The 21,666-nt window shown below is 65.6% G+C and carries 14 protein-coding genes; 8 read left to right on the top strand and 6 right to left on the bottom strand.

Annotated elements, in window-relative coordinates; translation table 11 throughout:
- Window positions 1-17: 17 nt before the first annotated feature.
- Complete coding sequence (gene metG / locus HV675_RS10455; RefSeq protein ID WP_175110830.1) at window positions 18-2,180, bottom strand: methionine--tRNA ligase; 2,163 nt, start codon at window positions 2,178-2,180, stop codon at window positions 18-20.
- Between the two features lie 437 nt (window positions 2,181-2,617).
- Between metG and HV675_RS10450 the strand changes: the two genes are divergently transcribed.
- Window positions 2,618-3,394: a hypothetical protein gene (locus HV675_RS10450; RefSeq protein WP_175110829.1), complete on the top strand. Its 777-nt coding sequence runs from the start codon at window positions 2,618-2,620 to the stop codon at window positions 3,392-3,394.
- A gap of 640 nt (window positions 3,395-4,034) precedes the next feature.
- Here HV675_RS10450 and HV675_RS10445 read toward each other — a convergent pair.
- Window positions 4,035-4,697 carry a YiaD family glycine zipper/OmpA-like lipoprotein gene (locus tag HV675_RS10445; RefSeq protein ID WP_175110828.1) on the bottom strand — a complete coding sequence of 221 codons (663 nt, stop codon included), beginning with the start codon at window positions 4,695-4,697 and terminating at the stop codon, window positions 4,035-4,037.
- A 301-nt stretch (window positions 4,698-4,998) separates the two neighbouring features.
- On the opposite strand from HV675_RS10445, the gene apbC reads away from it, so the two are divergent.
- The 5 genes from apbC to HV675_RS10420 all read left to right on the top strand — a co-directional run bounded on the left by apbC (window position 4,999) and on the right by HV675_RS10420 (window position 10,808).
- The gene (gene apbC / locus HV675_RS10440) at window positions 4,999-6,087 is read left to right on the top strand and encodes an iron-sulfur cluster carrier protein ApbC (RefSeq protein WP_175110827.1); all 1,089 of its coding nucleotides are present in this window, start codon (window positions 4,999-5,001) and stop codon (window positions 6,085-6,087) included.
- Window positions 6,088-6,235: 148 nt separating this feature from the next.
- Complete coding sequence (locus HV675_RS10435) at window positions 6,236-6,781, top strand: superoxide dismutase family protein (protein ID WP_175110826.1); 546 nt, start codon at window positions 6,236-6,238, stop codon at window positions 6,779-6,781.
- A gap of 338 nt (window positions 6,782-7,119) precedes the next feature.
- Entirely contained in the window at window positions 7,120-7,689 is a 570-nt protein-coding gene (gene dcd, locus HV675_RS10430) for a dCTP deaminase (protein WP_175110825.1), read from the top strand.
- A gap of 97 nt (window positions 7,690-7,786) precedes the next feature.
- Window positions 7,787-10,072 carry an arginine/lysine/ornithine decarboxylase gene (locus tag HV675_RS10425; protein WP_175110824.1) on the top strand — a complete coding sequence of 762 codons (2,286 nt, stop codon included), beginning with the start codon at window positions 7,787-7,789 and terminating at the stop codon, window positions 10,070-10,072.
- A gap of 13 nt (window positions 10,073-10,085) precedes the next feature.
- Window positions 10,086-10,808: a lysozyme inhibitor LprI family protein gene (locus tag HV675_RS10420; protein ID WP_175110823.1), complete on the top strand. Its 723-nt coding sequence runs from the start codon at window positions 10,086-10,088 to the stop codon at window positions 10,806-10,808.
- Here HV675_RS10420 and HV675_RS10415 read toward each other — a convergent pair.
- The gene (locus tag HV675_RS10415) at window positions 10,805-11,689 is read right to left on the bottom strand and encodes a winged helix-turn-helix domain-containing protein (protein ID WP_175110822.1); all 885 of its coding nucleotides are present in this window, start codon (window positions 11,687-11,689) and stop codon (window positions 10,805-10,807) included. The genes HV675_RS10420 and HV675_RS10415 overlap by 4 nt on opposite strands.
- Window positions 11,690-12,049: 360 nt before the next feature.
- On the opposite strand from HV675_RS10415, the gene HV675_RS10410 reads away from it, so the two are divergent.
- The gene (locus tag HV675_RS10410) at window positions 12,050-14,521 is read left to right on the top strand and encodes a glycoside hydrolase family 18 protein (RefSeq protein WP_246270174.1); all 2,472 of its coding nucleotides are present in this window, start codon (window positions 12,050-12,052) and stop codon (window positions 14,519-14,521) included.
- A 92-nt stretch (window positions 14,522-14,613) separates the two neighbouring features.
- Here the strand turns inward: HV675_RS10410 and argH are convergent, their stop codons facing one another.
- Complete coding sequence (gene argH / locus HV675_RS10405) at window positions 14,614-16,020, bottom strand: argininosuccinate lyase (RefSeq protein WP_175110820.1); 1,407 nt, start codon at window positions 16,018-16,020, stop codon at window positions 14,614-14,616.
- Between the two features lie 241 nt (window positions 16,021-16,261).
- Window positions 16,262-17,086 carry a helix-turn-helix transcriptional regulator gene (locus tag HV675_RS10400; RefSeq protein ID WP_175110819.1) on the bottom strand — a complete coding sequence of 275 codons (825 nt, stop codon included), beginning with the start codon at window positions 17,084-17,086 and terminating at the stop codon, window positions 16,262-16,264.
- A gap of 179 nt (window positions 17,087-17,265) precedes the next feature.
- Here HV675_RS10400 and HV675_RS10395 point away from each other — a divergent pair, with 179 nt between their 5' ends.
- Window positions 17,266-18,018 carry a class I SAM-dependent methyltransferase gene (locus HV675_RS10395; RefSeq protein WP_175110818.1) on the top strand — a complete coding sequence of 251 codons (753 nt, stop codon included), beginning with the start codon at window positions 17,266-17,268 and terminating at the stop codon, window positions 18,016-18,018.
- A gap of 233 nt (window positions 18,019-18,251) precedes the next feature.
- On the opposite strand, the gene ppc is transcribed toward HV675_RS10395, so the two are convergent.
- Complete coding sequence (ppc, locus tag HV675_RS10390) at window positions 18,252-21,593, bottom strand: phosphoenolpyruvate carboxylase (RefSeq protein WP_175110817.1); 3,342 nt, start codon at window positions 21,591-21,593, stop codon at window positions 18,252-18,254.
- Window positions 21,594-21,666 lie beyond the last annotated feature (73 nt).

The raw sequence follows: 21,666 nt of genomic DNA, 5'->3' as shown, positions 1-21,666 counted from the left end.
CTACGCCCCGAGTCGCATCACTTCACCCGCATGCCCGGCTTCGCACCGCTATCCGGTTCGAGCACGTAAATGCCCGGTTCGGCCTTTTCATCGGCCGCCGATGCCGCGAGCACCATGCCTTCGGACAGCCCGAACTTCATCTTGCGCGGCGCGAGGTTCGCGACCATCACGGTCAGCTTGCCGACCAGCTGTTCCGGCCGGTACGCGGACTTGATGCCCGAAAACACATTGCGCGTCTTTTCCTCGCCGACGTCGAGCGTCAATTGCAGCAGCTTGTCCGAGCCCTCGACGGCCTTGCAGTCGACGATCTTCGCGATGCGCAGGTCGATTTTCGCGAAGTCGTCGATCGAGATGATCGGCGCTTCCTCGTCCTTGCCGTCCTTGCCGTTCGCAACGGCTTTGGCGGCCTCGCCCGCTTTGCCTGCGGCGCCCTGCGCGGTCGCCGTTGCGCCGTCAGCCGAGGCCGACGGCTGCAGCGACGCGCGGTTCGCTTCGAGCAGCGCATCGATCTGCTTCGGGTCGACACGCGTCATCAGATGTTTATACGCATTGATCGGACGATCCGACGCGAGCGGCCGCTGCGCATCCGCCCACACGAGCGGCTCGATGCCGAGGAACGCTTCCGCCGCCTCGACGACCTTCGGCAGCACCGGCTTCAACGCAAGCGACAGCAGCCGGAACGCCTCGAGGCTGACGCTGCACGTCTCGTGCAGCGCGACACTGTTGGCCGGGTCTTTCGCCTGATCCCACGGCTTCGCGGTATCGACGTAGCCGTTCACCGCATCGGCGAGTTCCATGGTCTGGCGCAACGCGCGGCCGTAGTCGCGTGACTCGTAGTGCGCGGCGATCTGCGGCAGCGCCGTGCGCAATGCGCCGAGCAGCGGATGATGCATTGCGCTGTCCTGCACGCGGCCGTCGAAGCGCTTGAGCAGGAAGCCCGCCGCGCGGCTCGCGATATTCACGTACTTGCCGACCAGATCGCTGTTCACGCGCGCCTGGAAGTCGTCGAGATTCAGGTCGATGTCTTCCATCGTGCCGTTCAGCTTCGCCGCGAAGTAGTAGCGCAGCCACTCGGGGTTCATGCCCGCTTCGATGTAGCTGTTCGCGGTGATGAACGTGCCGCGCGACTTCGACATCTTCGCGCCGTCGACCGTCAGGAAGCCGTGCGCAAACACATTGGTCGGCGTGCGGTGGCCCGAGAACTCGAGCATCGCGGGCCAGAAGAGCGTATGAAAGTACAGGATGTCCTTGCCGATAAAGTGGTACTGCTCGGCGCTCGAGCCCTTGCGAATCCACGCATCGAAGTCGATGCCGCGCTTCTCGCACAGGTTCTTGAAGCTCGCGTAGTAACCGACCGGCGCATCGAGCCACACGTAGAAGTACTTGCCCGGCGCGTCCGGAATTTCGAAGCCGAAGTACGGCGCGTCGCGCGAGATATCCCAGTCGGCGAGTTTCGCTTCGCCGCTCGCGCCGAGCCACTCGCGCATCTTGTTGGTCGCTTCCGGCTGCGCGAGCCCGCCGACCCAGCCGCGCAGGAAGGTCTCGCAGCGCGGATCGGACAGGCGGAAGAAGTAGTGCGTCGATTTTCTGCGCACCGGCGTCGCACCCGACACGACCGAGTACGGGTTGATCAGGTCGGTCGGCGAGTAGGTCGAGCCGCACACTTCGCAACTGTCGCCGTACTGGTCTTTCGCGCCGCACTTCGGGCATTCGCCCTTGATGAAGCGGTCCGGCAGAAACATTTCCTTGACCGGGTCGTACGCCTGTTCGATCTCGCGCGCGTCGATCAGCCCGGCGTCGCGCAGCGCGACATAGATCTTCTCCGACAGCACGCGGTTCTCTTCGGAATCGGTCGTGTAGTAGTGGTCGAACGAAATGCCGAAGTGGTTGAAGTCGCGCGTGTGCTCCTGCCAGACGCGCGCGATCAGCTGCTGCGGCGTGATGCCTTCCTGTTCCGCCTTCAGCATGATCGGCGTGCCGTGCGTGTCGTCGGCGCCGACGTAGTAGATCTCATGCCCATGCATGCGCAGCGTGCGGACCCAGATGTCCGTCTGAATGTATTCGACCAGGTGGCCGATATGGATCTGGCCGTTCGCGTACGGCAGCGCGGACGTAACGAAAATCTGGCGGCGGCCCGGCGGCGTGCCGGCTGCGTGGAGGTCGGGGGCGGATGCTGACATACGGATTTTTTTGGCCTGCGGAGAGGTGGGGGTGCGGTCGAGGACAGCACCAGCTTGATTCGACCGATTTTACCAGCCTGTCCCTGAACGGAGGATCGCGCGTCTGTCGCAATCGGACAGGCGCTGGCTGCAACGTGCGCAAGGCCGCTTTATTCCGCCCGCCATGCGGCTCTTCCCGCCACTTGGTTGGCAAGCGCACAGAGTGGCCTCGATACGCCACCTTACTGTTCTTACGCAGCCCGCATCAGTCCGTCGTCGTCCACCGCAGCATAACGCAACGTATCGCAACCCACGGCAACCCACGGCGAGCCACGGCAAGCCAGTGGCTAGCGGCGGCCATGTGCCGTTGCTGGCCGCCGCGCGCCACGGTCAGCCGGTCACCGCGTGTGACAGCCGCTGCGCGAGCGTCGCGTTGTCCGAGAATGAAGGAGTGAAGAATGATGGCCAATCAGCCGCTCGACCACGAGTTGCTGGCATCCGTCGATATGACGGACGTCGAGAATCTGTACGTGTCGATCAACCAGAAGGGGTTCGGCGTCCTGCATAACGTGGTGCCGGATTCGGTGCTCATGCCGACGCGCGAGTACATCACGCATGAACTCGACAAGCGCGGCGGCCAGTATTTTGGCCTCGGCGGCCAGGACTGGATCGGGCACAGCCCGCTGAACGCGATTTTCAGCGCGCGCGGCTTTCATATGGTGCTCGACGGCCTTTATCAGCGCGCGATGCACGGCGAGCCGCCGAGCCAGCGCATTCTGCCGGTGCTGCGCGTGCTGGCCGGCACGCACGGACTGCGCCACGCGAACCGCTTCCATTACGACTCGTATATCGTCACCGCGCTCGTTCCGATCCTGATTCCGAACCGGCCGGACGAGCCGCGCGGGCATCTGGTGATGTACCCGAATATGCGCAACGTGCGCGGGCCGGCGGCGGTCAATATTCTCGAGAAAGCCGTGGTCGAGAGCGGGGCCGCGTGCCGGCTGTGGCGCTCGCCGACCGTGCAGCGCTGGCTCGGTGCGAAACCGGTGCCGCTCGAGCCCGGCAACATCTATTTCTTCTGGGGGATGCGCTCGCTGCACGCGAACGAGGCGTGCCTGCCGACCAGCATCCGCAGCACGGCGCTCTTTCACTACGGCGATCCGCACGAGAACAGCGTGTTCAAGCAGTTGAGCCAGGCGCGGGCGCGCGCGAGCCTCAGACGGTTGGCGAAGTAGGGCGCGAAGCGGGATGTGAAGTGGAATGTGAAGCGGGATGTGAGATTGGACGCAAAGCGGGACGTGCGCTGGCGGTCGTGGCGCGCGCCGGCTGAACACAGGACGTCCGCCGTGACGCGCTGTGACGTAATGTCGCCGGCTTGCGGAGCAGACAGCGTGACTGTGTCGGGGTCCGGCACGACCGGGGGAGGCGTGCGGAAATGGGCCAGGCTGCGGATCCGGCTGCGGCGGAGGCACCAAAAAAAACCGGGGCTAATGGGCCCCGGAGCAACAACGACAAGAGGAGAATGGTGACGCGGCGGACGAACCGCACACGTACCGTAAATAGAGACAACGCATCGCCGGAAGAGTTCGAAATTTTTTCGTTCGCCTTAGACGAACCCTTCAGTCGGGCTTGCCAGGCGGGGTGGACGGCCGGCGGCGGCCGGCCTCCCGGGCTGCTTTCGCGGCGCCGGTGGGCCGCGCAAATGAGCGTAGCGCGTGTCGCCACCCGATGCACAGTTCGGCCAGCCCCTCACATCGAGCCCCATTGAACCGCTCGACGCGTCGAACTGCCTGGTAACCCGCCTTAACGCGCTCGCCTTAGCGCGCCCGCCCTGATCCTCCTTAACCCGCGCCTCTACCCCCGCCGGCGCCCCGCTTACTGCGTGCGCTGCTGGCCCGGCTGCGCGGTCGCCCGCAGATAGATCTCGACGCGGCGATTCTCCGCGCGGCCCGCTTCCGTGTTGTTATCCGCGATCGGCTGGCTCGCGCCCATGCCGGTCGCCGACAGGCGCTGCGGCGCCACGCCTTGCGTGGCGAGGTAGCTGGTCACGCTCTGCGCGCGGTTCACCGACAGCGTCTGGTTGTAAGCCGCCTGACCGGTGCTATCCGTATGGCCGACCACCTGCGCGATGACTTCCGGGTTCTGGTTCAGCGTTTGCGCAACCTGGGCGAGCACCGGCTGGAACGACGGCTTGATCGCGTAGCTGTTCGTATCGAACGTGACCGAGCTCGGGATGTTCAGCTTGAGCGAGCCGTCCGGCTGCTCGGTGATCTGCGTGCCCGTGCCCTTCGTCGCGCCGGACAGCTTGTTGTGAATCTTTTCCCAGTTGTAGCCGGTGATGCCGCCGACCGCCGCGCCGACGCCCGCGCCGATCGCCGCGCCCTTGCCGCCGCCGAAGATCGCGCCGAGCGCGGCGCCCGTGCCCGCACCGACGCCGGTGCCGACTGCCGTGTTAGTGCCTTGCTGCGTGGCGCAGCCGGTGACGAGCGCGCCCGCGATGGCGATTACCGAGAGGCGAGTCATGATTTTTGCGTTCATTTTCAGATCCTATGGATGAGTCAAACAAGCCGGCAACGACGGATGGCTGGCGGGCGGCAGCGGGATGCGCATTCCGCCACGGACCCACCGGACTGACACCCGAAAAGGGTCTTCCGGCATGCCCGGGTACCAGCCACTACAATGACGATTGAAGCACCAGCGATTCGGCCCTATTGCTGGTTGCGCGGCAAGCGTGCCTGCGGGGCCGGTTTTACGCAATCCTGGATAACAATTTCTTTCAATTCCGGCCGCGGGCGAAATTTCGATTTCGCCGCGCGCCCAGCGTTCCCACGGAGTTTCAATGAGTATCGATCGGGCCCAGGTGGATGCCGCCCTCGCGGCCATCGCCGACCCCAATACCGGCCGCCCATTCGCCGCCGCGAAGAACTTCAGGAACATCAAGGTCGATGGTGCCACGGTCAGCGTCGATGTGGTGCTTGGCTATCCGGCCACGCGTCAGTTCGACGCGCTCCGCGCGCTCGTCGCCGGCGCGCTTGCCGCGGTGCCGGGCGTGGCCGCCGCGAACGTGCAGGTGTCGCAGGACATCGCCGCGCACACTGTGCAGCGCGGCGTGAAATTGCTGCCGAACGTGAAGAACATCGTCGCGGTCGCGTCGGGCAAGGGCGGCGTCGGCAAGAGCACGACCGCGGTGAATCTCGCGCTCGCGCTGGCGAGCGAAGGCGCGTCGGTCGGCATCCTCGACGCGGATATCTACGGCCCGTCGTTGCCGATGATGCTCGGCATCACCGGCCGCCCCGAATCGCCCGACGGCCAGTCGATGCATCCGATGACCGGCTACGGCATGCAGGCGAACTCGATCGGCTTTCTGATCGAGCAGGACAATCCGATGGTCTGGCGCGGCCCGATGGCCACCTCCGCGCTCGAACAGCTGCTGCGCCAGACCACCTGGCACGAACTCGACTACCTGATCGTCGATATGCCGCCGGGCACCGGCGATATTCAGCTGACGCTGTCGCAGCGCGTGCCGGTGACGGGCGCGGTAATCGTCACGACGCCGCAGGACATTGCGCTGCTCGACGCGAAGAAGGGCCTCAAGATGTTCGAGAAGGTGGGTATTCCGATTCTCGGCATCGTCGAAAATATGGCCACCCACATCTGCTCGCAGTGCGGCCATGAAGAACATATTTTCGGTTCCGGCGGCGGCGAGCGGATGGCGAAGGAGTATGGCGTCGACGTGCTCGGCAGCCTGCCGCTCGACATCGCGATCCGCGAGCAGACCGATTCCGGCAAGCCGACGGTGGTCGCCGAACCGGACGGACGCGTCGCGGAGATCTACCGCACCATCGCGCGCAAGGTCGCGATTCATATCGCCGACCGCGCGCGCGATATGTCGTCGAAGTTTCCGACCATCGTCGTGCAAAACACCTGAGCGGTGCGCGTTGCGCCCGGCACGCGCTGCGCCGCCTGGGATAGAGCCGCGGCACGGCGTGGTACGGGTCGGCTCGCGGTATCATGTCGGCTTCGCCAGGTCCGGCACGACGGCTGCAGGGGTGGCCGGCGCCCGACAAGAGGATCGCATGAGAAAACGAAACGACGGCCGTGCGATGCAAGCCTTCATCACGCTTATCGTCATGGCTGCCAGCGGCGTGCTGCTTGCGGGCTGCACGTCTTTCCTGAGACCGCAGGAAAAGCGCGCGGTCGCGCAGTTGCAGCCGACGCTCGGCAACCAGGCGCGCGGCACCGTCACGTTCATCGAGCGCTCGGACGGAGTCCAGGTCACATACAACCTGACCGGCCTGCCGCCGAGCAGCGACCACGCATTGCAGGTGCACGAGCGCGGCGACTGCAACGCGGCGGACGGTTCGAGCGCCGGCGCGGTGTTTTCGCCGGGCGCGGACCGGCTCAGGAGCGGTGCGCGCGTCGAGGGCGACCTCGGCAACATCCACGCGGACAGCACCGGGGTGGCGGCCGGCTTTGTCGTCGCGCCGGACGTGTCGCTCGACGGCGTGCGCTCGGTGCTGCAGCGCTCGGTGCTGCTGCATCACGACGCGACCGACCCTTACGCGTACCCGCAGCACGGCGCCGGCCCGGCCATCGCGTGCGGGCTGATCCGGACGCAATAACTGCGCGGCCGACCGCGCAACGGTCCGCGCGGTCGATTTCCGTGGTTGACCTCACCGCGGTTGGTTCACCGCCGTCGCTTTACCGCCGTTGGTTCACACGCAGGCACGGTTTCGAAGCCCGCTGTGTCTGTCCCTCACACTCCGCCGGACCCCGCGAAACGCCGCTCGCCCACTCCCCGCCGAGCGCGCTTGACGCGCTGCTGGAGCACCCCGACGCCCTTCGCGTAAAATAAGCGCCTTTCGCCCGCGACCGGCCGTCCGCGACCGGTCGTCTTCAGCGCCGCCGGGGTCTGAAGCGCGGCGTTCATCCGATTCCACCGTCACGTCAGCGTCCACCTATGAGCATCAAATCCGACAAATGGATCCGGCGCATGGCCGCCGCGCACAAGATGATCGAGCCGTTCGAGCCGTCGCAAGTCCGCGCGTCCGAGGACGGCCGCAAGATCGTCAGCTACGGCACGTCGAGCTACGGCTACGATATTCGCTGCGCGGACGAATTCAAGATTTTCACCAACATCAACTCGACGATCGTCGATCCGAAGAACTTCGACGAGAAGTCGTTTGTCGATTTCAAGGGCGACGTCTGCATCATCCCGCCGAATTCGTTTGCGCTCGCGCGCACCGTCGAGTACTTCCGGATTCCGCGCAGCGTGCTGACGGTGTGTCTGGGCAAGTCCACGTATGCGCGCTGCGGGATCATCGTCAACGTGACGCCGTTCGAGCCGGAGTGGGAAGGGCATGTGACGCTGGAATTCTCAAATACGACACCTTTGCCTGCCAAAATCTACGCGAACGAAGGCGTCGCCCAGGTGCTGTTCTTCGAAAGCGACGAAATTTGTGACGTGTCGTACGCGGATCGCGGCGGCAAATACCAGGGTCAGCACGGCGTGACGTTGCCGAAAACGTGACGCCGAAAGCCTGCCAAGGCGCGTTGACTCAACCGCATACGGGGACCGCTGCTAACACATTGACCGGCAGCGGTCGTTCTTTTTGGAGAATCGCCCCATGAAGTTTCGTTTTCCCGTCGTCATCATCGACGAAGATTTCCGCTCCGAGAATATCTCGGGTTCCGGCATCCGGGCGCTTGCCGAAGCGATCGAGAAAGAAGGCGCGGAAGTGCTCGGGTTGACGAGCTATGGCGATCTGACTTCGTTCGCACAGCAGTCGAGCCGCGCGTCGTGCTTCATCCTGTCGATCGACGACGACGAGCTGCTGCCGTACGTCGAGAAAAAAGCGGCCGACAGCGACGCGCCGGAACTCGCCCCCGCGATCATCGATCTGCGCGCATTCGTCGCCGCGGTGAGAAAGCGCAATGCGGATATCCCGATCTTCCTGTACGGCGAGACGCGCACGTCGCGTCACCTGCCCAACGATATCCTGCGTGAGCTGCACGGCTTCATTCACATGTTCGAGGACACGCCGGAGTTCGTCGCGCGGCATATCATCCGCGAAGCGAAGGTGTATCTCGATTCGCTCGCGCCGCCGTTCTTCAAGGAGCTCGTGCAGTACGCCGAAGAAGGTTCGTATTCGTGGCACTGCCCGGGCCACTCGGGCGGCGTCGCGTTCCTGAAGAACCCGCTCGGCCAGATGTTCCACCAGTTCTTCGGCGAGAACATGCTGCGTGCGGACGTCTGCAACGCGGTCGACGAACTCGGCCAGCTGCTCGATCACACCGGCCCGGTCGCCGCATCGGAGCGCAACGCGGCGCGCATCTTCAGCGCCGACCATCTGTTTTTCGTGACCAACGGCACGTCGACGTCGAACAAGATTGTCTGGCACGCGACGGTCGCGCCGGGCGATATCGTGCTGGTCGATCGCAACTGCCATAAATCGATTCTGCACGCCATCACGATGACCGGCGCGATACCGGTGTTTCTCACGCCGACGCGCAATCACTTCGGCATCATCGGCCCGATTCCGCGCGACGAATTCAAGCCGGAGAATATCCGCAAGAAGATCGAAGCGAATCCGTTCGCACGCGAGGCGCTCGCGAAAAATCCGAAGCTGAAGCCGCGCATTTTAACCATCACGCAAAGCACGTACGACGGCGTGATCTACAACGTTGAAATGATCAAGGACCTGCTCGGCGATCTGCTCGACACGCTGCATTTCGACGAAGCGTGGCTGCCGCACGCGGAGTTCCATTCGTTCTACCAGGACATGCACGCGATCGGCGCGGGCCGGCCGCGCACCGGCGCGCTGGTGTTCGCGACGCACTCCACGCACAAGCTGCTCGCCGGCATCTCGCAGGCCTCGCAGATTCTCGTGCAGGACTCGGAGAACAGCACGTTCGACCGCCATCGCTTCAACGAGGCGTATCTGATGCACACGTCGACGAGCCCGCAGTACGCGATCATCGCGTCGTGCGACGTCGCGGCCGCGATGATGGAGCCGCCGGGCGGCACCGCGCTCGTCGAGGAATCGATTGCCGAAGCGCTCGACTTCCGCCGCGCGATGCGCAAGGTCGACGATGAATTCGGCGCCGACTGGTTCTTCAAGGTGTGGGGCCCCGAGGAACTCGCCGAAGAGGGCATCGGCTCGCGCGACGACTGGATGCTGCGGCCGAACGATCACTGGCATGGCTTCGGCGCGCTCGCCGAAGGCTTCAACATGCTCGATCCGATCAAGGCGACCATCATCACGCCGGGGCTCGACGTCGACGGCGAGTTCGGCGAAACCGGCATTCCGGCTGCGATCGTCACGAAGTATCTGGCCGAGCACGGCATCATCGTCGAAAAGACCGGGCTGTACTCGTTCTTCATCATGTTCACGATCGGCATCACGAAGGGCCGCTGGAACTCGATGGTCACCGAACTGCAGCAGTTCAAGGACGACTACGACAACAACCAGCCGCTGTGGCGCGTGCTGCCGGAGTTCGTCGCGCAGCATCCGGCGTACGAGCGGATCGGCCTGCGCGATCTGTGCGAGCAGATTCATAGCGTGTATCGCGCGAACGATATCGCGCGTCTGACCACCGAGATGTACCTGTCGAGCATGGAGCCGGCGATGAAGCCGTCCGACGCGTTCGCGAAGCTCGCGCACCGCGAGATCGACCGCGTGCCGATCGACGAGCTCGAAGGCCGCGTCACGTCGATCCTGCTGACGCCGTATCCGCCGGGCATCCCGCTGCTGATTCCGGGCGAGCGGTTCAACCGGACCATCGTCCGCTATCTGCAGTTCGCGCGTGAGTTCAACGAGCGCTTCCCGGGCTTCCATACCGATATCCATGGGCTTGTCGGCGAAGTGATCAACGGCCGCATCGAATATTTCGTCGATTGCGTGCGCGACTGAGGGTGGTGAACGGATGGTGAAAGGTTTGACAGCGGCGGCCGTCCTGCGCGTGCTGACGGGAGTGACGGCGGCAGCGGCGGTGCTGATGCTGGCGGGGGCGCCGGCGACGGTGCGCGCGGAAGTGGCCGCGGCCGATCCGATCGATGCGGCGATGCGCACGTGCCTTGCGCGTGCGGATATGTCGTCGACGGCAGGGCAATTGCAATGCATGGACACCGCGCGGCTTGCGTGGCAGGTGTCGAGCGATCAATCGTTCCAGAAGCTGCTCGCGAAGGCGCCGCCCGCGCAGCGCAAGCGCTGGCAGGCGAGCGAGCAGGCGTGGAAAGCCTGGCGTGACGCGGAAACGCAGGCGCTGGCGGCGGTCACCGCGACCACGCACGGCACGCGTTATCAGCTGTCCGAAGGCGATTTGCGCTTGCAGCCGGTGCGCGATCGCGCACTGGCGCTGCGCAGCGCCGTCGCGAAGACGGGTGGCCCTGATGCGCCGCCGCCGCTGCGCGCGTGTTCAGCCGATCCGCAATGCGTGCACGCGAGTGCGGACGTCACCCAGTACTATCGGCGGCTCGTGAACAAGATGCCGCAGCGCGCGTGGCCCGTGCTGTGGCGCGCGCAACAGACGTGGCTCGCGTATCGCGATGCGACCGCGCCGCTCGGCGACGCGCGGGCACGCATCGATCTGATCGGCGCGCGCGTGGCGACGCTGAAGAAGTTGGCGGAGACGGCGGGGAACGATTAACCGTCTGTCGTGTGCGGCGGTTCGCATGCTAGAGAAACCGAGACCCGTGGTTGCACGTGCGCGGCGATGCGAGATTGCGTCTGGTTCGAATCCGCGTGTAATGGCTGCCGTGCGTCGGAAACCGCCGCGCTGCCTGCGCGGCCCAATGTTTCGCAATGGAACCGGTATCCGCGGGACGGCACGTAGGTCAACCGTCGATCGAGGCCCAGCGGCTGCAGCGAGCGGCGCAGGCGTGACACGAGTTTGATCAGCCGGCTCGCATCGACAGGCGAGCCTTTGCCCCAGATTCGCGCGATGAGCGCTTCCCGATCGAGCGTGGCGCCGGGAAATTCGATGAGCGCGGCAAGCAACACCTGTTCGAGAGCGGTCAGGCAGACCGTCACGCCGTCACAGCTCACGCGATCGGATTCGACTTCGACAACGGGCAGCCGCTCCGATTCCGCGTTGGCGTCTTCGCGCGTTCGTCTGAGTGCGCGCCACGCAACACGGATTCGCGCGACCCACCCGAGCGCGACGCGGCGAGGCAACTGAGGCTGCGGCTGCGAATCGGTCGCGCATTCAACGTATTCGCATTGCAGGCCATCCGCGACGAAGCGGTAGCCGGCGCGCGGCACCGTCACGATGGCGCCGGCCAGACCGAGCGGTCGCAAGCTCTTGCGCAGCCTGTATATCAACTGCGTCAGATAAAGTTCGTCCACGTAAGCTACGCGGCCGGCCCAGATCGTATTCATGAGCTGTTCCCGCGCACATAGCGCGCCGGCGCGCTCCACGATCACGCGCAGCAGCGCCTTTTCCTGTCCCGATATGCGCGCAGCGAGCTTGCCGCGCATCACGCGATCGCGATTCCAGTCGAAGCGAACGATGTGGGTGTCGTCGGTCATGAACGGCTCCGGTCGCGCCTGGCAAGCGCATGAATGCAGCGATGAAGGGAGGGCGCATCGATTCGACATCCGAATTATCTCGAATATGTCGACGACATAGACGATCAGACCTGGCTTTTCCTATCGTTGTTCCATTTCCCGCGAACTCGCGTCACTCGACGATGACGTGTCGCATCGGCCATGCAGCGCCGGCCGCCGCGACATCCCATTCACGAATGGAGTCATATGATGAGGCACGCAATCCATCGCGGCAGTCGAGCCGCGTCAAACAACGTAAAGCGTCAAGATAGCGAACTGGTATATGACGGCGATCCGGGCGACAAATACGGAGCAAGGGGCGCCACGGAAAAGAAGTATCAGATGAACGGCTTCAGGCCGGACAGCGAAGTCGAAGCATTCAGCTATACGTCAGGCCGTGTTGCGAAACGTGTCTATAACGGCTACGAGTCGAACGCTTATCAGGTGCTCGGCTATTACACCGACTGGTCGCAGTACGACGGCCGTTATGACGGCAGCTACGGCGATAGCGATTGCGGACGGGGGATCGACCTGATGCGGCTCGATGCGAGCGCATACGACAAGCTCGTGCTCGGTTTTGCCGGCATCGTCGGCGACAAAGGTGAAAAAAAGCAAACCATCGATCAGGCCGCGCGGGATTTCGGCCGCAAAACCGATGAGGCGAGTTTTATCGACGCATGGGGCGACGTCTCGTCACATCGCAATTGCGGCTTCGATACGGCCGCCACCGCGGACTACAAGGCGCTGTTCAACCAGCAGACGGCGCAAGGCGTGCTCGGCGGCTTGCGTCAGCTGCAGCAGAAGAACCCTGACCTGATCCTGTCGTTCAGCATCGGCGGATGGACGATGAGCGAGGCGTTTCACTGGGTTGTCGCGTCGGCGGCCCGTCGCAAGACGCTGATTGCGAGCATCGTTGACATTTTCAGGCGTTTCCCGATGTTCCGCTCCGTCGATCTGGACTGGGAGTATCCGGGCGCACCGGGCAATACCGGCAACACGTATTCCGACAGCGACGCGCCGAATTTTCAGGCGCTCGTGCGGGAACTGAAGCAGGCGTTGGCCGCCGCGGGGCGCGCGGACGTGACGATCGATATTGCCGCATCGGCGGCCGTGGAGAAAATGAAAAAGGCGGATCTGAAGGGGATGCTCGATGCCGGCGTATCGATGCTGCACCTGATGACTTACGACTTTTTCGGCACGCCGTGGGCGCCGGCGCTCGCTCATCACACCAACCTGCACCCGAGCCATCCGGACAATCCCGACGAGTTCAGCGTCGACGCGGCGATCGATTATCTGGTCGAAATCGGCGTGCCGCTCGGGCGCGTGATGCTCGGCTATGCGGCCTACAGCCGCAGCGCGCGCAACGCCGCGATTTCGAACGCGTCGCCGCTGACCGGCACCTACGATCCTGGGTCGGGCACGACCACCGGCAGCTTCGAATCCGGCGCGACCGAGTGGTACGACCTGATCTACAACTACGTCGATCTCGAACACCAGTGCGGTCTGAACGGCTTTGACGTCTATACCGACGAGGTGGCCGACGCCGACTACCTGTACAACACTGGCTCGCGGCTGTTCGTTTCGATCGACACGCCGCGCACCGTCAGGGCGAAAGGCGAGTATGTCAGGCAGCGCGGCCTCGCGGGGCTGTTCACCTGGACCATCGACATGGACAACGGCGTGCTCGCGAACGCCGCGCGCGAAGGCCTCGGCAATGCGATCGCGCATCAGGTCGTCGATATGGCGCCGTTCTATTTCAAAGGCATCAACGTGGCGGGCGCGAACCGGCCGCCGATTGCCGCGATCGACGGCCCGGTGGAAGCATTCGAGGGCGACGCGCTGCAGTACGACGGCTCGCGCTCGAGCGATCCGGATGGCGATTCGCTCAGCTATGTGTGGTCGGCGCCGGGTTTGCCGTTCGACGGTGCGACGACGGTCAGCGTGACGGGCGTCGCGCCGTCGAACGGCGCGGTCACGCAGTACGCGGTGCAACTGACCGTCGAAGACGACCGCGGCGCAAGCGATAGCGAATCGGCCACGCTGACAGTCAAACCAAAAAGCAGCGACGGACCGGTCGCGCGAGTGACCGTGCAACTCGCATCCGGTACGCCATTCGAGCTATCCGGCACGGCGTCGTACGATCCGGACGGCGACCCGCTGACGTACGCGTGGTCCGCGCCGCAATTGCCGTTCGATGGATCGACGCAGCCGGTTGTGTCAGCGGTCGTTCCGACTGTCGACGTGACTACCGATTACTGGGTCCAGCTCTGTGTGAGCGATGGCGAAGCGAACTCGAGTACCGCGTTCTACCTCGAAGCGACGCCCGCACCGGAAGGGCCGGTCAAGGCGGTGATCACGGGCGACACCCTCGTTGAAAGCGGCGCGCCGCTTACGCTGTCGGGCGCCGCGTCGACTGGTCCCGCACCGCTGATGTACAAGTGGTCCGCACCCGGACTGTCGTTTGACGGCGCGACGCAGCCGGTCGTTAGCGTGACCGCGCCGACCGTCGGGCAGGCCACGAACTACGCGGTGCAACTGACCGTCACCGGACATGGCGGAGACGGCGCGCAATCGGTGGCAGCGGTCACGGTCAGCGTGCAGCCGAGCGGCGATAGCGGAACATGGAAGCCGCAGGCGTACCCTGGCGGTTCGGAGGTGACGCATAACTACCAGGGGCAGGGTCTGCACCGCTATCGCGCGAAGTGGTGGGCCAACGCGACGGACGAACCGGGCGATCCGGCCTGCACGTCGACGCAGTCCGACGGCGATAGCAAGGTATGGCTCGATCTCGGCGCCGTCTCTTTCGTGAGCTGAAGCAGGTGACGCGCCGTTAGCCGGATGGACGCGCCGGCCGCAACCCGTAACGGTTCGGCCGGCGCGCCTGGTCTACGGTCGGGGAGGGCGACTTACTCGAGTGCCGCGCGTGCCGCCTGCGCGGCCGCGCGCACCTGTTCCGGCGCGGTGCCGCCCGGATGATTGCGGCTCGCAACCGAGCCTTCGAGCGTCAGATAGCCGAACACGTCGTCGCCGATCAGATGCGCGACGTTGGGCAGCTCGCCGCGCATTTCGTCGAGCGTGAGGTCCGCGAGATCGCAGTGGCGATCGACGCACACGCGCACCGCGTGCGCGACCGCTTCGTGCGCATCGCGGAACGGCAGCCCGCGCTTCACCAGGTAGTCGGCGAGGTCGGTCGCGGTCGAAAAGCCCTGCAGCGCCGCCGCGCGCATCGCCTGCGGCTTCACTGCGATGCCCGCGACCATCTCCGCGAAAATCCGCAGCGTGTCGGCGACCGTGTCGACGGTATCGAACAGCGGCTCCTTGTCTTCCTGATTGTCCTTGTTGTACGCGAGCGGCTGGCCTTTCATCAGCGTGAGCAGCGCCATCAGATGGCCGTTGACGCGGCCGGTCTTGCCGCGCGCGAGCTCGGGCACATCGGGGTTCTTCTTCTGCGGCATGATCGACGAGCCGGTGCAGAAGCGGTCCGCCAGATCGATAAAGCCGACGCGCGGGCTCATCCAGAGCACGAGCTCTTCGGAGAAGCGCGACACGTGCGTCATCACGAGCGCCGCGGCCGCGGTGAATTCGATTGCGAAGTCGCGATCGGACACCGCATCGAGCGAGTTCGCGCAGATGCCGTCGAAGCCGAGCGTCTGCGCGACCGCGTGGCGATCGATCGGATAGCTGGTGCCCGCGAGCGCGGCCGCGCCGAGCGGCAGGCGGTTCACCCGCGTGCGGCAGTCGCGCATGCGCTCGGCGTCGCGCGAGAACATCTCCACGTACGCGAGCAGGTGATGCCCGAACGTGACCGGCTGCGCGACCTGCAAATGCGTGAAGCCGGGCATGATGGTTTCGGCGTTCTGTTCGGCGAGGTCGATCAGCGCGCCGCGCAAGTCCTTCAGCAGGCCGCCGATGCGGTCGATTTCACCGCGCAGCCACAGGCGGATATCAGTCGCGACCTGGTCGTTGCGCGAGCGGCCCGTATGCAGACGCTTGCCCGCATCGCCGATCAGCGCGGTGAGGCGCGCTTCGATATTCAGGTGCACGTCTTCGAGGTCGAGCTGCCATTCGAATTCGCCGCGCTCGATTTCGCCCTTGATCTGCGCCATGCCGCGCTGGATCGCGGCGAGGTCGTCGGCGCCGATGATGTTCTGCGCGGCGAGCATCGACGCGTGGGCGAGCGACCCTTCGATGTCGACGAACGCAAGACGCTTGTCGAAGAATACCGACGACGTATAGCGTTTGACGAGCTCCGACATCGGCTCCGAGAAGCGAGCCGACCAGGCTTCGCCTTTTTTGTGCAGTTGGGACGTCATGATCTAAGGGCGCGAATGGTGAACGAGGCGGGTGAAGGAACGCGGACGGCATGTGCGCCGGGCGCTCGCGAGCGCCGACTTTTTCTGCGTGACAGGCAGAAATTCTGCTTTCCGGGCAGAAAGGAAGCAGATTTTAGCATCCGGCGCGCAGAAATTTTGCGCGGCAATCACAGCGCGGGCGGCGTAGCGCATCGCGGCGCCTTGGGGGGCGTTGCAGCGCGGGGTGGCGGCCCGATCACCGTCAACCCTCGCGCACCAGCACGACGAGCTTCAGGTCTTCTCGATGCGCGGGCTTGAACGTGATCTGATCGTACGCAACGCGTCCGTCGCGCGGATGCTCGAACTCGCGCCGGCCGCCTTCGCGTTCGCCGACGTCCTGCGAGGCCCAGAACTGCGCGAACGCATCGCTTTGCGCAGTCAGCGCGTCGATTAGCGCGCGCGTCGGCGCATCGTTCAGATGCCGGATCGAATCGGCGCGGAATTCGGCGGCAAGGCGCCGCGCGCGCGATTCCCAGTCGACGATCAGCGCGTGCCCGACCGGCGACAGGAACGTATAGCGCAGCAGATTGCGGTCGTTGTCGCCATCGAGCCAGCCGACGAACAGGTCGGCGGCCGGCGCGTTCCATGCGATCGCGTTCCATTGCCGGTCGAGCAGATACGCGGGCGATTGCACGACCTGCACCGTTTTCAGCAGCATCGCGGGCGTGTCGGCGCCGCCGGTGTCCGGCTCGGCGGGATCGCGCTGCGCGGCGAGCTCGAACAGATACGCACGCTCGGCGCGCGACAGTTGCAACGCGACCGCAATTCGCGCGAGCGCGTCAGCCGATGCGGACACCGGGCGGCCCTGCTCGATCCACGTGTACCAGGTCGGACTCACGCCGCACAGTTGCGCGACTTCCTCGCGGCGCAGCCCGGGCGTTCGGCGGCGCGGGCCGGGCGGCAAGCCGACCGCGAGCGGCGACAGCCGTTCGCGATGCGCGCGGATAAATTCGCCGAGCGCGTGCGCGGGCGTGGCATCGAGCGGCGGGGGAGCGTCGGGCGTGGCGGGATGGGACGGCGCGGTCATGGGTAGACGGGTGTTGGCGATACCAGAATAGTTGCTTGCCTTGTACTGGTACAGGCGGCGCTCTATTGTAGCGATTCAGGCCGCGCATGCGAACGACGACGCGGGCGTCCACGTACGGCGCCGCATCGATAACCCCTCAGACCACCTTACCAGGACCTCGCGCGGACAAGGAGCGAACAATGAAACATCGGGACCAGGTCAGCGACGCATTCGGCTCGACCGCCGCGAACTATCTGACGAGCCGCGTGCATGCAACCGGCAAGGACCTGCAGACGCTCGCGACGCGGGTCGCGAAGACGCCGGGGGCGACGGTGCTCGATATGGGCTGCGGCGCGGGCCACGCGAGCTTCGCGGTCGCGCCGCATGCGGCGAAAGTGGTCGCGTACGATCTCGCGCGCCCGATGCTGGCGACGGTCGCGACCGCGGCGATCGATCGCGGTCTCGGCAATATCGTGACGAAGCAGGGCGCCGCGGAAAGTTTGCCGTTCGACGACGGTTCGTTCGACTGGGTGATCAGCCGCTTCAGCGCGCATCACTGGCACGACGTGCCGCGCGCGCTGGTCGAAGCGCGTCGAGTGCTGAAGCCGGGCGGCCGGGCGCTGTTCATCGATATCGCGGGTGTCGACCATCCATTGCTCGATACGCATGTGCAGGCGGCGGAGCTGCTGCGCGACGGCTCGCATATTCGCGATTACCGGGCTGACGAATGGCTCGCGTTTTTCGGGCGCGCGGGTTTCGACGCGAAGGTGAGCGAGCGCTGGCGGCTGCCGCTTGAATTCGACGCGTGGGTCACGCGGATGCGCACGCCGCCGCTGCGCGTGAGCGCGATCCGCTCGCTGTGGGAGAGCGCGCCGGATGAAGTCAGGCAGTATTTCGCGGTGCGGGAAGATGGGTCGTTCGAACTCGATGTGCTGATGATCGAAGCGCATTGACCTGTACGCACGGGGACTGCGCACGGACCGTGCGTGGACCGCGCACACGCACGCACACACGGACCACACGGGGGACCATCCACACGCGCTGACCGGGCGCACGGACTGCGCACTGACACGTGCGACCCATCCCACGCCATCAAACCAGAAAGGGCACGCGGCGCACCCCCCCGCACCGCGTGCCCCTGCAAGCCATCATCGGTTCAACGAAGCGGCCGTCAACCGCGTGCCGCTCAACCGGTATTGCGCAATCCCGCCGCGATCCCGTTGATCGTCAAATGAATCCCGCGCCGCAAGCGCGTATTCTTGTCGCCCGCGCGGTGCCGCTTCAGCAATTCGACCTGCAGATGGTTCAGCGGGTCGAGATACGGAAAGCGGTTCTTGATCGAACGCGCGAGCAGCGGGTTATCGGCAAGCCGCTCCTTCCTGCCGGTGATCTCCGACAGCGCCTTCGAGGTGCGCTCCCATTCCGCGACGATCCGCTCGAACACGTGCTTGCGCAGCTTCTTGTCTTCGACGAGCTGAGCGTAGCGCGACGCGACCGCGAGGTCGGTCTTCGCGAGCACCATGTCCATGTTCGACAGCAGGTTCGAGAAGAACGGCCAGGTCTTGTACATCTGGCGCAGCTGCTGCAGGCGGCGCGTGCGTTCGGCGTCGTTGGCCGACGCGTCGAGCCAGCCGCCGATCGCGCTGCCGAACCCATACCAGCCGGTCAGCAGCAAGCGGCATTGACCCCACGAAAAGCCCCATGGAATCGCGCGCAGGTCTTCGATCTTGCGGTTTTTCGGGTCCTGCAGCTTGCGCGACGCGGGGCGGCTGCCGATGTTGAGCTCGGCGATTTCGGTAATCGGCGTCGACGCGAAGAAGTAGCTGACGAAGCCGGGCGTCTCGTAGACGAGCGCACGATACGCTTGCATCGCCGCGTCCGACAGGTTTTGCATGGTCTCCTCGAACACCGGCAGTTGCGCGGGCAACGGGCCTGGCAACTGCGCGGGCGTATGGCCGTGCGGCGCGAGCGACGCTTCGAGCGTCGCCGCGACCACCGTCTCGAGGTTGCGCCGGCCGATTTCCGGATTGCCGAACTTGCTCGCGATCACTTCGCCCTGCTCGGTGAGCCGGATCTGCCCGTCGACGGTGCCAGGCGGCTGCGACAGGATCGCCTGATAGGTCGGGCCGCCGCCGCGGCCGACCGTGCCGCCGCGGCCGTGAAAGAGCCGCAGCGTGACGCCGCGTTCGTTGAAGAGCGACACCAGCGCGAGCTCCGCGCGGTACAGCTCCCAGTTCGATGTGAGGAAGCCGCCGTCCTTGTTGCTGTCCGAGTAGCCGAGCATCACTTCCTGCTCGTTGCCCTGATGCTCGATGATCGCCTCGATGCCCGGCAGCGCCATCAGGTCGCGCATGATGTGCGACGCGTTGCGCAGGTCGGGGATCGTCTCGAATAGCGGAATCACCATCAGGCCCGCACGCGCCGGATAGTGCGCGGCGCCGAGCAGTCCTTGCAGCAGCCCGGTTTCCTTCTGCAGCAGCATCACCTCGACGAGGTCGCTGACCGTCTCGGTGTGCGAGATGATGTAGTTGCGCACCGCGCGCATGCCGAACTTCTCGCGCGTGACGCGCGCCGCTTCGAGTACGCCGAGCTCGCTTTTCACGAGATCCGAATACTCGACGTACGGCGAGCGCAACAGGCGCGGCTGTGCGAGTTCCGCGAGCAGCACCTGCAGCTTGTCGGCTTCGGGCAGCGCCGCGTAGTCGTCGACGACGCCCGCGCGACGCAGCAGTTCGGCGATCACCGCTTCGTGCACGTCGGAGCTCTGGCGCAGGTCGATCGACGCCAGATGGAAGCCGAACACTTCGGCCGCGCGCACGAGCGGCGACAGGCGTGGCGTCGCCAGCGATTCGCCATGGTGCTGCGCCAGCGATTCGATCAGCACGTCCAGATCGCGCACGAATTCGTCGGCATCCGCGTACGGCTGCGCGTCGCGGTTCGCGGCGGGTCGCGTTGCGATCACGCCGTCGCCGAGACGCTCGCGCGCGGTCGCGGCCATCCGCGCGTAGACGCCGATCAGCGCGCGCCGGTACGGCTCGTCGACGCGGTGCGGCGAGCGGTCCGGCGACGCGTCGGCGAGCGCCTTGAGCGCCTCGCTGCTGCCGGCAAGCAGGTACGACACCGCGAGCTCGGCGCCGAGCTGGTGGATCTCGTCGAGGTAGTGCTCGAAGATCACCGCGGCCTGCTGCGCGATCGCGAGTTCGAGCGTCTCGGCGGTCACGTTCGGATTGCCGTCGCGGTCGCCGCCGATCCAGCTGCCCATCTGGAAAAACGGCGGCAGGCGCGATGCGAGGCCATGCTCGGCGAGCGCCGCTTCGATGTCCGCATAGAGCGCGGGAATTTCGGCGAGAAACGTCGCGCGGTAATACGACAGCGCGTTTTCGATTTCGTCGGCCACCGTGAGCCGCGAGTCGCGCAGCATCCGCGTTTGCCACAGCGACGTGACGCGCGCGCGCAGCAGCGCGTCGTTTTGCGCGCGCTCGCGCGCGGTCAGCGGCTGGTCGCGCTCGGCGAGCAGCCGCGCGATATCGTGCTGCGCATCGAGAATGCTCTTGCGCTGCACTTCGGTCGGGTGCGCGGTGAGCACCGGCACGATCAGCGCGTCGTCGAAAAACTGCTGCAGCACCGGCGTCGGCGCGGCGCCCACCTTGTCGAGGCGCTCGAGCGCATGCGCGACCGTGCCCGGCTGCGGCGACGAGCCGGCCAGCTCATGGATGCGCCGCCGCCGGTTGTGGTGGCGGTCTTCCGCGATGTTCGCGAGATGCGAGAAGAAGCTGAATGCGCGCACCACGCTCACCGTCTGCGCGGGGTTCAGCGCGCGCAGCTTCTTGTCGAGCGTCTGCGCGGCTGCGCTGTCATCCTCGCGGCGAAAGCGCACCGCGGTCTGGCGGATCGTTTCGACGACGTCGAATACCGCATCGCCTTCCTGCTCGCGCACCACGTCGCCGAGCAGGCGGCCGAGATAGCGGATGTCTTCGAACAGCGGCTGGTCCTTGTCTTCGCGCGTGCGGCCGTCTTTGGCTGCAGCGCTCGCGGAGGCGGTGGCCGTGGCGAGCGCACCGGAGGCCGCGACGTCGAGCGTGCCGACGCGTGCGGCGCGCCCCGTTTTCGCGCGGCGGCTATCGGCAAGCGGTGCCGCGCCGGCGCTGCCGTTGACGGCTGCCTTGCCGTGCTTGCCTTTGTGCGTGCTGCCGGCGTGCGCGTTGCTCGACGGGGTCTTGCCCGTTTTGCGCGCTTCCTTGCCTGACTGACCCGCCTGGACCGACGTGCCGGCTTTGGCGGTCGTGGCGGTCCTGGCGTTTTTCGGGGCCTTGACGGGCCTCGCGGCCAGATCGGCCTTCTCGATGCGGGCGGCCTGGGTGGTCCGCGTGGTGCGGCCGGCGCTGGGCTCGCCGCTGCTCGCTGCAGTCTGAGCGGCCGGCGCCGCGGTGACGGCGGTGGGTGCGTTAGCGCTGACGGCGCTATCCACGCCGCGTTCGAACGATGCAGTGTTGCGGCGCGCGGTGCGCGCCGATCCGGAAGACGTCACGATGGGTTTCCTTGGAAAGCCAGGGTCTAAGAGAGAGGGATTGCAACTGCGTGTCCTGCAGGGCCTCGCGCGC

Origin of the sequence: Paraburkholderia solisilvae (assembly GCF_902859875.1) — a bacterium.
GTDB lineage: Bacteria > Pseudomonadota > Gammaproteobacteria > Burkholderiales > Burkholderiaceae > Paraburkholderia > Paraburkholderia solisilvae.
The sequence above is the reverse complement of the archived record's forward strand: the minus strand, read 5'-3'. Positions and strand labels throughout refer to the sequence as shown.